The sequence below is a fragment of the Candidatus Nitrospira neuquenensis genome, assembly GCF_979578155.1.
In genome coordinates this window covers 31,013-43,429 of sequence record NZ_CEFZDU010000011.1, presented here as the reverse complement: position 1 = coordinate 43,429, position 12,417 = coordinate 31,013, and the positions used below count along the sequence as shown (strand labels likewise).

The 12,417-nt window shown below is 68.3% G+C and carries 13 protein-coding genes and 1 other RNA gene; 10 read left to right on the top strand and 4 right to left on the bottom strand.

What is annotated here, in order from left to right; all coding sequences use genetic code 11:
• The first annotated feature begins 26 nt into the window (after window positions 1-26).
• Window positions 27-2,543, top strand: a complete 2,517-nt coding sequence (gyrB, locus tag AC1U7O_RS05270) for a DNA topoisomerase (ATP-hydrolyzing) subunit B (RefSeq protein WP_479893555.1) — start codon at window positions 27-29, stop codon at window positions 2,541-2,543.
• A 76-nt stretch (window positions 2,544-2,619) separates the two neighbouring features.
• Window positions 2,620-5,115, top strand: a complete 2,496-nt coding sequence (gyrA, locus tag AC1U7O_RS05265; protein ID WP_479893554.1) for a DNA gyrase subunit A — start codon at window positions 2,620-2,622, stop codon at window positions 5,113-5,115.
• A 581-nt stretch (window positions 5,116-5,696) separates the two neighbouring features.
• On the opposite strand, the gene AC1U7O_RS05260 is transcribed toward gyrA, so the two are convergent.
• Together AC1U7O_RS05260 and AC1U7O_RS05255 are read right to left on the bottom strand one after the other, a co-directional pair.
• Complete coding sequence (locus AC1U7O_RS05260) at window positions 5,697-6,227, bottom strand: DciA family protein (RefSeq protein WP_479893553.1); 531 nt, start codon at window positions 6,225-6,227, stop codon at window positions 5,697-5,699.
• Between the two features lie 110 nt (window positions 6,228-6,337).
• Complete coding sequence (locus AC1U7O_RS05255) at window positions 6,338-6,643, bottom strand: type II toxin-antitoxin system PemK/MazF family toxin (protein WP_479893552.1); 306 nt, start codon at window positions 6,641-6,643, stop codon at window positions 6,338-6,340.
• 118 nt (window positions 6,644-6,761) lie between these two features.
• Here AC1U7O_RS05255 and smpB point away from each other — a divergent pair, with 118 nt between their 5' ends.
• From smpB to ssrA, 8 genes are all read left to right on the top strand, one after another.
• Window positions 6,762-7,244 carry an SsrA-binding protein SmpB gene (smpB, locus tag AC1U7O_RS05250; RefSeq protein ID WP_479893551.1) on the top strand — a complete coding sequence of 161 codons (483 nt, stop codon included), beginning with the start codon at window positions 6,762-6,764 and terminating at the stop codon, window positions 7,242-7,244.
• Between the two features lie 173 nt (window positions 7,245-7,417).
• On the top strand, window positions 7,418-7,861 hold the full coding sequence (locus tag AC1U7O_RS05245) for a DoxX family protein (protein WP_479893550.1): 444 nt from the start codon (window positions 7,418-7,420) through the stop codon (window positions 7,859-7,861).
• Between the two features lie 107 nt (window positions 7,862-7,968).
• Window positions 7,969-8,658: an SDR family oxidoreductase gene (locus AC1U7O_RS05240; protein ID WP_479893549.1), complete on the top strand. Its 690-nt coding sequence runs from the start codon at window positions 7,969-7,971 to the stop codon at window positions 8,656-8,658.
• A 4-nt stretch (window positions 8,659-8,662) separates the two neighbouring features.
• Window positions 8,663-9,109, top strand: a complete 447-nt coding sequence (locus tag AC1U7O_RS05235) for a VOC family protein (protein ID WP_479893548.1) — start codon at window positions 8,663-8,665, stop codon at window positions 9,107-9,109.
• A gap of 62 nt (window positions 9,110-9,171) precedes the next feature.
• Window positions 9,172-9,378, top strand: coding sequence for a CDGSH iron-sulfur domain-containing protein (locus AC1U7O_RS05230; protein WP_479893547.1), 207 nt, complete (start codon window positions 9,172-9,174; stop codon window positions 9,376-9,378).
• A gap of 45 nt (window positions 9,379-9,423) precedes the next feature.
• The gene (locus tag AC1U7O_RS05225; protein WP_479893545.1) at window positions 9,424-9,810 is read left to right on the top strand and encodes a rhodanese-like domain-containing protein; all 387 of its coding nucleotides are present in this window, start codon (window positions 9,424-9,426) and stop codon (window positions 9,808-9,810) included.
• A 15-nt stretch (window positions 9,811-9,825) separates the two neighbouring features.
• A complete protein-coding gene (locus AC1U7O_RS05220) occupies window positions 9,826-10,794 on the top strand; it encodes a VTT domain-containing protein (RefSeq protein WP_479893544.1) in 969 nt (322 codons plus the stop codon).
• A 97-nt stretch (window positions 10,795-10,891) separates the two neighbouring features.
• Window positions 10,892-11,242, top strand: a transfer-messenger RNA (tmRNA) gene (gene ssrA / locus AC1U7O_RS05215).
• A 509-nt stretch (window positions 11,243-11,751) separates the two neighbouring features.
• Here the strand turns inward: ssrA and AC1U7O_RS05210 are convergent.
• Together AC1U7O_RS05210 and AC1U7O_RS05205 are read right to left on the bottom strand one after the other, a co-directional pair.
• Window positions 11,752-12,153: a type II toxin-antitoxin system VapC family toxin gene (locus AC1U7O_RS05210; protein ID WP_479893543.1), complete on the bottom strand. Its 402-nt coding sequence runs from the start codon at window positions 12,151-12,153 to the stop codon at window positions 11,752-11,754.
• Window positions 12,150-12,392 carry a FitA-like ribbon-helix-helix domain-containing protein gene (locus tag AC1U7O_RS05205; protein WP_479893541.1) on the bottom strand — a complete coding sequence of 81 codons (243 nt, stop codon included), beginning with the start codon at window positions 12,390-12,392 and terminating at the stop codon, window positions 12,150-12,152. Before AC1U7O_RS05205 ends, AC1U7O_RS05210 begins: the two co-directional genes overlap by 4 nt.
• Window positions 12,393-12,417 lie beyond the last annotated feature (25 nt).

The window sequence follows — 12,417 nt, the reverse complement described above, 5'->3', positions numbered from 1 at the left end:
GCGGCGCTCGACAGCGTAGGAGGCGAATGGCGACCAAGGACACCAACGGCAGGACGCGGGAGACGGAGGGCGCCGCCGGTCCCGAGGGCCGGTCCGAGAGCTACGGCGCGGACAAGATCAAGGTCCTCGAGGGGCTGGAGGCGGTGCGCAAGCGCCCGGCCATGTACATCGGGAGCACCGGTCCGGACGGGCTCCACCACCTCGTCTACGAAGTCGTGGACAACAGCGTGGACGAGCACATGGCCGGCTTCGGCAACACCATCGAGGTCACGCTCCAGATCGACGGCAGCGTCACGGTCGTGGACAACGGGCGCGGCATCCCGACCGGCATGCACCCGACGCAGAAGAAGTCGGCGGCCGAGGTGGCCCTCACCGTGCTGCACGCGGGGGGCAAGTTCGAGGCGGGGGCCTACACGGTCTCCGGCGGGCTGCACGGCGTCGGCATCTCGGTCGTGAACGCGCTCTCCGAGTGGCTGGAGCTGGAGATCTGGCAGGACGGGCAGGTCTTCGAGCAGCGCTACGAGCGGGGCAAGCCGACCGCGCCGCTCAAGGTCACGGGCAAGACGCGGCGGCGGGGCACCAAGGTCACCTTCAAACCCGACCCCCAGGTGTTCACGGAGACGACCGAGTTCAGCTTCGACGTCCTGGCCCAGCGCCTGCGCGAGCTGGCCTTCCTCAACAAAGGCCTCGCGATCACGCTCAGGGACATGGCCCGGGAGAAGGAGCAGGTCTTCTGCTACAAGGGCGGGATCGTCTCCTTCGTCGAGCACCTCAACGAGGCCAAGACGCCGCTCCACAAGCCGATCTTCATCGAGGTCCGCAAGGAGGACTTCATCCTGGAGGTCGCGCTCCAGTACAACGACGGCTACGCGGAGAACCTCTACTCCTTCGCGAACAACATCAACACGCGCGAGGGCGGCACGCACCTGGTCGGGTTCAAGGCGGCGCTGACGCGCACGATCAATACCTACGCCAGCGCCAACGACCTGCTCAAGAAGGAGACGGAGTCGCTGACGGGCGACGACGTGCGCGAGGGGCTTGCGGCGGTCGTCAGCGTCAAGCTCCGCAACCCGCAGTTCGAGGGCCAGACGAAGACCAAGCTCGGCAACAGCGAGATGAAGGGCATCGTCGAGGCGGCGGTCAACGAGGCGCTGGGCACCTACTTCGAGGAGACGCCCCCCGTCGCGCGCAAGATCGTCGCCAAGGCGCTCGAGGCGGCCCGGGCCCGCGAGGCCGCCCGCAAGGCCAAGGAGCTGATCCGCCGCAAGAGCGCGCTGGACGGCAGCTCGCTCCCCGGGAAGCTGGCCGACTGCTCCGAGAAGGACCCGGCGCACAGCGAGCTGTTCATCGTGGAGGGCGACTCGGCCGGCGGCTCCGCCAAGCAGGGCCGCGACCGCCGCTTCCAGGCCATCCTGCCGCTCAAGGGCAAGATCCTCAACGTCGAGAAGGCGCGGTTCGACAAGATGCTCTCCAGCGAGGAGATCCGCACGCTGATCATGGCGCTGGGCACGGGCATCGGGCGCAAGCGGGAGGACCGCGAGGAGGGGGAGAAGGCCAGGGACGACAAGGAGAGCTTCGACATCGCCCGCGCCCGCTACCACAAGATCATCCTCATGACCGACGCGGACGTGGACGGGAGCCACATCCGCACGTTGCTGCTGACCTTCCTGTACCGGCAGATGGTCGAGCTGATCGAGAAGGGCTACGTCTACATCGCGCAGCCGCCGCTCTTCAAGGTGAAGAAGGGCAAGACCGAGCGCTACCTCAAGGACGAGAACGCGCTCAACGACTTCCTGGCGGACCTGGCCGTCGAGGAGGTGGAGGTCTACCTGGAGAGCGCGCAGGGCTTCGTGACGGGCCGCCGCCTGCTGCCGATCCTCAAGAAGCTCATCGCCTTCGAGGCCCTGCTCGCCCGCTTTGGCAAGATGCAGCACGAGGCCGGGCTCCTGCGCGCCTTCGTGGACGAGCCGACCCTGGACCGCGACCTGCTCAAGAACGGGCCCGCGCTCAAGAAGGTCGTCGCCGACGTCAAGAAGACGCTCACGACGGCCTACCCGAAGGCCGCGCTGACGCTGGACATCGTCGACGACGAGGAGCACGAGTCCAACAAGGTCGTCTGCCGGGTCCAGCACAACGGGATCGCGCACGGCCTGGAGGTGACGCACGAGCTGGTCGGCTCGGCGGAGTTCCGGGAGCTGCAGAAGTACGCGCCCGCGGCCATCGGGCTCGGCCGCGCCCCGTACCGGCTCAAGGCCAAGGGCGTCGAGACGCCGCACGCCGTGGCCGGAGACCTGGTCCGGGCGATCCTCGACGTGGGCAAGCAAGGCTTGAGCATCCAGCGCTACAAGGGCCTCGGCGAGATGAACCCGCAGCAGCTCTGGGAGACGACCATGAACCCGGAGACGCGCACCTTGCTCCAGGTGAAGCTGGAGGACATGACGGGGGTGGACGAGGTCTTCTCCGTGCTCATGGGCGACGAGGTCGAGCCGCGGCGCGAGTTCATCCAGCAGCACGCGCGGGAAGTCCGGAACCTGGACGTGTAGGGGGACGTGCTCGGTCGTCGGTGATCCGCCACGGAGCACGGACCGCTGTGAACGGAGAACGCTTTCAGGAGACGACATGCCGACCGACGAACGCCTGACCCAGATCGCCATCGAGGACGAGATGCGCTCGTCGTACCTCGATTACGCCATGAGCGTGATCGTGGGGCGGGCGCTGCCGGACGTGCGCGACGGCCTCAAGCCCGTCCACCGCCGGATCCTCTACGGCATGAACGAGATGGGGCTCGCGTTCAACCGGCCCTACCGGAAGTCCGCCAAGATCGTCGGCGAGATCATGGGGAACTACCACCCCCACGGCGACTCGGCGATCTACGACACGCTGGTCCGGATGGCGCAGGACTTCAACATGCGCTATCCGCTCGTGGACGGGCAGGGCAACTACGGCTCGCTCGACGGCGACCCGCCCGCCGCCATGCGGTACACCGAGGCGCGGCTGACGAAGCTCGCCGGCGAGATGCTGGCGGACATCGACAAGGACACGGTGGACTTCGGCCCGAACTACGACGAGTCCACCACCGAGCCGCTGGTCCTGCCCGCCAAGGTCCCCAACCTGCTCATCAACGGCGCGGGCGGCATCGCCGTCGGCTACGCGACCAACATCCCGACGCACAACCTCGCCGAGGTGGTGGACGGGCTGATCAAGCTGATCGAGAACCCGGACATCACGATCCCCGAACTGATGAAGCTCATCCCCGGGCCGGACTTCCCCACCGCCGGCTTCATCTACGGCACGCAGGGGATCAAGGACGCCTACGAGACGGGCCGTGGCCTGCTCACGCTGCGCGCGAAGGTCGGGGTGGAGACCGACCCGCGCACCGACCGGGCCAGCCTGATCGTCACGGAGATCCCCTACCAGGTCAACAAGGCCAAGCTCATCGAGAAGATCGCCGAGTTGATCCAGGATCGGCGGATCGAGGGCATCGCGGACCTGCGTGACGAGTCCGACCGGGACGGGGTGCGGATCGTGATCGAGCTCAAGAAGGGCGAGATCCCGATGGTCGTCCTCAACCACCTCTACAAGCACACCCAGCTCCAGACGACCTTCGGCGTCATCATGCTCGCGCTGGTCCACAACCGGCCCGAGGTGCTCACGCTCAAGCAGATCCTCCAGGCCTTCGTCGAGCACCGGCGCGAGGTGGTCGTCCGCCGCACGGCCTACGAGCTGCGCAAGGCCGAGGAGCGCGCCCACATCCTCGAGGGCCTCAAGATCGCGATCGACCACCTGGACGCGGTGATCCAGCTCATCCGCCGCTCGGCCTCGCCCGAGGAGGCCCGCGCCGGGCTGATCCGCCAGTTCCGGCTCACCGAGACCCAGGCCAACGCGATCCTCGACATGAAGCTCCAGCGCCTCACCCAGCTCGAGCGCAACAAGCTGATCGAGGAATACCAGGAGACGCTCAAGCGGATGGAGTACCTGCGGTCGGTGCTCGCGAGCGAGGCGCTCGTCCGCAAGCTCATCAAGGACGAGCTGCTGGCCGTGAAGGCGGAGTACCAGGACGAACGCCGGACGCAGATCGTCCCCGAGGAGGCGGAGATCAACGTCGAGGACCTGATCGCCGTCGAGGAGGTCGTCGTCACCATCTCCCACGCCGGGTACATCAAGCGGAACGCCGTCTCGCTCTACCGAGCGCAGCGCCGCGGCGGGAAGGGGAAGATCGGCATGGGGATCAAGGAGGAGGACTTCGTCGAGACGCTGTTCACGGCCTCGACGCACGATTACCTGCTGTTCTTCACCGACGCGGGGAAGGTCTACTGGCTCAAGGTGCACGAGATCCCGGAGGCCGGCCGCGCGGCCAAGGGCAAGGCGCTCGTCAACCTGCTCGCGCTCGCGAGCGACGAGAAGGTCACGGCGACGCTGCCCGTGAAGGAGTTCCGCGACGACCGCTACATCGTCATGGCCACCCGGCAGGGCGTCATCAAGAAGACCGAGCTCTCGGCCTTCGGCAACCCGCGCCAGGGCGGGATCATCGCCATCACGCTGGAGGCGGGGGACAAGCTCATCGGGGCGGAGATCACCGACGGGCAGCGCGAGATCCTCCTCGGCACGCGGCAGGGTATCGTCATCCGCTTCAAGGAGGAGGAGGTCCGCGCCATGGGCCGCACCGCCCAGGGCGTGCGCGGCATCTCGCTGGAGGAGGGCAACGAGGTGATCGGGATGGAGACGATCACCCCGGACTCGACGACGACGATCCTCACGATCACCGAGGGCGGCTACGGCAAGCGCACGCCGGTGAACGAATACCGCGTCCAGGGCCGCGGCGGCAAGGGCATCATCAGCGTCAAGACCACCGAGCGGAACGGCCTGGCGGTCGGCTTCCTGCAGGTGCGCGACGACGACCAGATCATGATCATGGCGGCCAAGGGCAAGGTCCTGCGCTGCCGCGTGGACGGCATCCGCGAAACCGGGCGGAACACGCAGGGCGTCCGCATCCTGGACCTGGACGAGCCGGACGACCGCGTGGTGGCCGTGGCCCGCCTCGCCGAGAGCGCCGAGCGGGACGAGGGCGCCGCCGAGAACGGGGACGGCGCCGCCCCGGAGGGCGACGGCGACTGAGGCCCGCCCCGCGGCGATCCGCCCTGACGGTCGCCCCGTCCGGCTCCCCACCCCGCTCCCGACGCCCATGCCGGCGCCTCCCAAGAAGAAGCTCGACACCGTCGTCAAGCTCGGCCTCGGCGTCTTCGTGTCCGCCTTCGCCCTCATCTGGGGCGGCATGTTCCTCACGCGCCCCGACCGCTCGATTCCCCCCTACAGCATCGGCTCCCAGGAGGGCGAGGCGGTCGCCGTCCACGTGCCCCCCTGGACGAGCGATTCGGCCATCGAGACGTTGATCGAGCGGTTCCGGACGGTGGGGCGCGGGACGCGCGACTTCGGCCGGATGAAGATCCAGCCGACGACGCCGGCGGACCCGGGCGGGCGCTACCGGCGGATCGCGATCTACATCTTCACCCACGACGCCTGGGCCGAGCCGGAGATGCTGCACCGCTACCTGGCGGGGGACCCGGAGATCCGGGAGGCCTTCGAGAAGGCGGTCCGCGGCTTCTACCGGCTCGACGGGAGGGAGGAGGAGGGGCGGATCGGCCCGATCCTTCGGGGGCCGGACTCGGCGGCGACCGCGGCCTACTCGCGGCTGCTGTTCAAGGGCTCGATCGCCGGGCCGGAGCCTGATCCGGGGGCCGGGGGGCTGGGTCGGGTCGAGGCGGGGACGAGCCCAGCGCCGCCGCCACCGCCTCCGCCAGGCGGGCCCGCAGCTCCGGGTCCTTGACGCCGGCCGTCAGTCGGAGCGCCTCCGCCCGGGCCTCGGGCGTCGGGGCGGGGCTCGCGGCGCGATCCGCCGGGGCCGCCGCCGGGGCCGCCGCCGGCTCGATCTCGCCCACCCGCAGCAGGATGTCCGTCACCACCGACCCGCCCGCCGCCTCGTTGATCTTCTCGATCAGCGCCGGCTTCATGAAGGTCAGGTGCTGGAGCCACACCGAGCTCTCCGCGATCAGGTAGAGCTTCTTATAGCGGATCTGCTCCGGCCGCGTGTGCGCCGCGATCACGTCGCCGGCGATCGCGGGCCAGCGCCGGCGGAGCCGCGCCTCCAGCAATCGGGGCTCCAGGCCGATGCCCCTGGCGAGGCTCGTCAGGATCGAGCTGAGGGGGGAGAAGGAGCGACGACGGGCCATGCCGGCATGGTAGGGGGCCGCCGGGCGGCGGTCAAGGGCGGGAGTCGGCCGGCCGGGCCGCAGTGCGGTCGGCGGGGACCGCTCGCGCCACAGCGCACGGTGATCTCCCGCTACGGCGCGAACATCTCTTGCAGAACGGCCTGGACGGACGTGAAGGTGCCGGCAGACAAACGACCGAGGCGTTTAACCAGGCGCTGGCCATCGACGGTGCCGAGCTGATCGATCGCGACGAATCCGTTCCGGCTGCGGAACCGGCAAGGGACGCGCCAAGGATAGGCTTGGCCCCCGGTCATCGTGGGGGCGATAACGACCGTTCGGAGATGCCGGTTCAGCTCGTCCGGGGAGACGATCAAGCAGGGGCGCGTCTTGCGGATCTCGCTTCGGCGCGTGGGGGTCAAGCTCCACGAGGCAGACATCGCCCTGCGTCAGGGAAACCTCCGCTACCGCCATGTCCGCTCTTCCTCGTCGAACCGGGTCGGGGTCGGCGTGTCTCCCAGAGCCACGCGCCGCGTCGCCGTGCTATCATGGCGCGCGATGGTGAAGGGCAAGGACAGCGGCGAGAAGGTCGTGGCGACGAACCGCAAGGCGTTCCACGATTATTTCGTCGAGGAGAAGCTCGAAGCCGGGATCGTCCTGAAGGGGACCGAGGTCAAGTCCCTGCGCGAGGGGCGGGTGAACCTCCGGGACAGCTACGCCGGCGTCCACAACGGCGAGGTCTTCCTCCACCACTGCCACATCAGTCCGTACAGCCACGGCAACATCATGAACCACGACCCGCTGCGGCCGAGGAAGCTGCTCCTGCACCGCAAGGAGATCACCAAGCTGATCGGCCGGACGCAGCAGAGGGGCCTCACCCTCGTCCCCCTGCGCATCTACTTCTCGCCGCGCGGCCAGGCCAAGGTCGAGCTGGCGCTCGCCAAGGGCAAGAAACAGTACGACCGCCGCGAGTCCATCAAGGAGCGCGAGGCCGGCCGCGAGGTCGAGCGCGTCATGAAGGGCTCCCGGCGGGGCGGCTGAAGTTTTTCTCCACCCGTTCCATTCCACCAACCTCTCGATTTCTTAGGGGCGATCGCGCGCGCTCCGCTGCGCGGCCGGCCTCCGCGCACCCGGCCCCCCTTGACACAGAACTAGCTAGGACTATCATGGGGACATCGGGGCGGGGTCGTTCGGCGCGGGGCGGAGGTGATGCCATGAAAGCGATGTTCGAGACCGACGAGGCGTGGTCGAGCCTGATCCTGCGCGTGGCGCTGGGGCTCGTGATGTTCCCCCACGGGGCACAGAAGCTGCTGGGCTGGTTCGGCGGGCACGGCTTCAGCGGGACCATGGGCTTCTTCACGGAGACGATGCACCTGCCCGCCGTCGTGGCCTTCCTCGTGATCGTCGCCGAGTCGTTCGGCAGCCTGGCCTTGATCCTCGGGCTGCTGACGCGGTTCACGGCGGCGAGCTTCATCGTGATCATGCTCGGGGCCATCGTGACGGTGCACCTGCCCTTCGGGTTTTTCATGAACTGGTTCGGCCAGCAGCAGGGCGAGGGGTTCGAGTACCACCTGCTGGTGATCGGCATGGGCCTCGCGCTCGCGGTCGCGGGCGCCGGCCGCTGGTCGGTGGACCGACTGATCGCCGCCCGGCTGTGACGCCCCGCAGCCGGGAGTGGCGAAAGGCCGGAAGGGCATGCGACGATGGTGCTCGTCCGTCGAGCCGGGAACTCGACGGCCTGAAAGGGCCCGGAAGGAGGGCGGGCGTGCAAACGGAACCCACGGGTTTCAGGGGACGGGTCGTGGTGATCGCCGGCGGGCGGGGAGGGCTGGGCCAAGCAGTCGTCCCGCTGTTCGTCCAGGCCGGGGCGCAGGTGGTCTTGGTGGATCGCCAGGGGGCCGCGGCGCCGCCGGAGGGGGTGCTCTCGGTCCAGGCGGACGTGACGGAGGAGGGCGGGGTGCGGCGGATGGTGGAGGAGGCGCACCGGCGCACGGGCCGCGTGGACGTGCTCGTGAACCTGGTCGGCGGCTTCGCGACGGGTCGGCTGATCGAGACGGACCTGGCGACCTGGCAGCGGATGGCGACGGTGAACCTCTCGACCGCCTTCCTGCTCTCGAAGGCGGTTCTCCCCTCCATGCTGGAACGACGCGCCGGCCGCATCCTCCACGTGGCCGCGCGGGCGGCCGTGGAGCCGTTCCCCGGCGCTGCCGCCTACATCGTCGCGAAGGCGGGGCTGGTTGCGATGGTCCGCACCCTGGCGCTGGAGCTGGCCGGCTCCGGCGTCACGGTCAACGGCGTCCTGCCGGGGACCATGGATACGCCGGCCAATCGAGAGAGCATGCCACGGGCCGACCCTGCGAAGTGGGTCAAGCCCGACGCGGTCGCGGAGGCGCTGCTATTCCTCGCGTCCGATGCGGCCGGCTCGATCAACGGCGCCCTGATTCCGGTGGGGTGAAACGATGCAAGCCCACTACCTCGGCCACGTCGTGTTCTACGTGCGCAGCCTGGATCGGTCGCTGGCCTTCTACCGCGACCTGCTCGGCTTTAAGGAGGTCGGCCGCATCTGGGAGGGCAAGGCCGCGGCGCTCACCTCCGGCCGGACGCACCACGAGCTGCTGCTGATCGAGGTCGGGGAGGCGCCGGGGCCGCCCCGGGGCCACCGGCTCGGCCTCTACCACGTCGGCATCAAGGTGGGCGATAGTCTGGATGAGCTGCGGGCCGCCAAGCGCGAGCTGGAGGCGGCCGGCGTCCCGATCGAGGGCATGAGCGACCACAGGGTCAGCCAGAGCCTCTACCTGCGAGACCCGGACGGGAACGAGGTGGAGGTCTACGTGGACGCGGACGAGGCGATCTGGAAGAAGGACCCGGCGGCGGTGCTCTCGCCGATCAAGCCGCTCCGGTTGTGAGGGCCGCGGGGATGGCTGGCATCAAGCTGATGGAGGGATCGGGATCGTAAAGGAGGAGAACCATGGCCGACGTCATTATCACACCCAAGAACGATGGTCCGTACTACGTCAAAGGCAAGGTCAAGATCGTGACCGAGGGCGGCCGCGAGATCGCGGTCGACGAGGAGGAGGCGTGGCTCTGCCGCTGCGGGCACTCGGCCGACAAGCCCTTCTGCGACGGCGCGCACAAGAAGGCCGGATTCAAGAACAACGTGGACCAGAAATCCTAACGCGCAGGCGGCGGCCCGTGGGTTCAACAACAAGGAGGAGCCGAGATGGCGACGAAACTCACAATTCCCAGCGCCGCGAAAGCGAAGAAATATTTTGCGGACAAACTGGCGTTCACGACCGGCCCGGTTGAGCTGGAGCGGTGGGTGCGGCAGGGTCAGCCGGTGAACATCGTGGATGTACGGGCCTCGGAGGATTATGCCGAAGGCCACATACCCGGCGCGGCGAATCTGCCCAAGGACCAATGGGGTAACGCCGAAAAGCTCAAGGCGGTCCTGCGCAAGGACAAGATCAACGTGCTCTATTGCTACTCGCACGTTTGCCATCTGGCTGCGACGGGGGCGGTCGAGTTTGCGAAGAAAGGCTATCCGGTGATGGAGCTGGAGGGCGGCTGGCGGTGGTGGCAGGAGAACGGATTCGAGATCGAGAAGTGACGGTGGGCGGCAGCCATGGATGACGTCAGCGCGTTTCTCGTCCAGCATGGGCTCGTGCTCGTGGCGGCCGTGGTCTTCGCCGAGCAGGCGGGGCTGCCCATCCCGGCCGTGCCCCTCTTGCTGGCGGCCGGCGCCCTGGCCGGCGCCGGCCGGCTCAACCTCGTCGCGGTCGTCCTCCTCTCCGTCGCGGGCTGCCTGGCCGGCGATCTGATCTGGTATGGGCTGGGCCGCCACCGGGGCCGGCAGGCCCTGAACCTCCTCTGCCGCATCGCCCTGGAGCCGGACTCCTGCGTGCGCCGGACGGAGAACTTCTTCACGCGGCACGGGATCCGCGCGCTGGTCCTGGCGAAGTTCGTGCCCGGCCTGAACACGCTGGCGCCGGCGCTCGCCGGTCTCTTCGGCATCCGGCTCACACGGTTCCTGACCTACAACGGACTGGGCGCCCTCCTCTGGACCCTGGCCTTCGTCCTGCCGGGCTACGCGTTCAGCAGCCGGCTCGAGGCCTTGGTCGCGCAGGAGGCCCGGCTCGGCTCGTTCCTGCTGGCGGCGATCGGGGTCGCCCTCGTCGCCTACCTCGGCTACAAGCTCGTGCACCGGCGGTGGCTGCTGCGCGAGCTGCGGATCGCCCGCATCACCGCGGACGAGCTCAAGCGGCGGATGGACGAGGGCGGGGAAGTGTTCGTGGTGGACCTGCGGAGCGCGCCGGACCACGAGGCCGATCCCGTCACGATTCCGGGGGCGCTCCCCATGACGGCCGAAGAATTGGAGCAGCGCCACCACGAGATTCCCCGGCATGGCGACGTGATTCTGTTCTGCGCCTGCCCGAATGAAGCGACCGCGGCGAAGATGGCGCTGATGCTGCGACGGAAGGGCATCACGAGGGTCCGCCCCCTGGCCGGGGGCCTCGAGGCCTGGCGCGAGCGGGCGTTTCCGCTGGCGCCGAGGGCGGCGAGCCCCGCTCGCGTCAACGCCGGCCCGGCCTGAGCGCAGGGCCGGCGCAGGGCCTCCTGGCAAAGCGATCCGGCCTGCGGTATCATGGAGCTCGGTATCGGCCTTCATCGCGACCAACCCGCACACGAAAGGGGGCGACCGGTTTCGACGGGGATCGTGAGGCCATCGGTGCATGTCGAGCTCTCGGGGACTCGTAAAACCTCCGGGAAACAAGCAACTGCCAACCAAGAACTGGCACTCGCGGCTTAAGTGACCGCGACGTCCCTCCACCTGAGGCCCGCGGGGGTGGAAGGGGCGCGATGCAGCGGGCTGGTCCGAGGCTGGTGCTCAGCGGCCGAGGACGAGAACACACTGGGCTAGCGGCCGTTCTAAGCCTGCCGATGGGCGTGGGCGGCGGCGAACACTAAACGATCGGCTACACATGTAGAGCCGGTGCGCTGAAGATCTTCGGACAGGGGTTCAACTCCCCTCGCCTCCACCAATGTCATTTCGGCCCCTGGCGGCTCGTGGCCGCCAGGGGCAAAACTGACGATTGGTGGACCCTCTTGCAGCGGGTTCGAACGTTCTTTGAGCACGAAGGCCCTTAATCGTCGTCCTCCCAACGTTTGAACGCCTGGCATGCCCCCTTCGGCGTGTCCACCAGGGCATCGATGAGGCAGGACCCGGCAAAGCGGGGATAGAACGCGGCGCGGTCATGGCGGCCAATTGTGTAATGTTATGCGTCGGCTGAGTGAAAAGTCATGAGTCGGCCGATTGAAATCCGTGGGCCGGGCTCGCCGAGCCACGCGAGCCGGTTCCGGATTCTGTCGCGAAGGCCGCCGATCGAGCCAGGGCGGACCGGCACCGGATCACGTCGAGCCCCGACGCGCGCATGGCTGGTCCTCTTCTCCCCTGCGGTGGTGCTGTATGCCGGCGCCGAGGCCATCCCCTTCGGCGCCGACCTGCACGGCGCTGCCGATCGGGCTGTTGTGGCAGACCGCAACCCGCCGCCTACCGGAGAAATTCGTCGGGACTCATGGCGGTGCCGGGGAACGCCCGCAGGAGCTGCCGGTCGGCGGTCACCAACGGGACCCGCAAGTCCTGGGCGACGATGACGAACTCGCAGTCGTACGCCGAGCATCCGGACTCGGCCGCGAGTCGCAACACGCGATCCGTCACCACGGCGTACTCGCGTCCGGCCATGAACGATTCCGCCCGGTGAGCCATGTGCCGGGCCGTCTCGACCGACAGACTTCCCTGACGGATCAGTCCCACGAGCGTGTTCCGGAATTCGGATCGCCAGAGAGAGGCCGACGCCCAGAGCGGGTCCTGCTGGAACACCGCCTCGGCCCGGGCCGTGCGCGTGCTGGGAACGTAGAGGTACACCAAGAGGTTGGTGTCCGCGACGATCATGGCCGACCGGCGCTCTTTAGCTGCCCCAGGCGTTTATCCGTGAGTGCGGGTCCCCTGTACTGTTTGCGGAGCTCGCGAGCCTGGACCAGGATCGTGGAAGGGTCGAATGGCACACTGCTTGTCGACTGCTCCAGGCAGGCGATCACCTCCTGGTTCAGACTGCGGTGATGCTGCAGAGCCTGCCGCTTAAGCCGGCGGTAAATGGTGTCGGGGATGTTTTTGATCGTCAACGTCGTCATGTCGCCGCTCCGTCGACAGGGTATG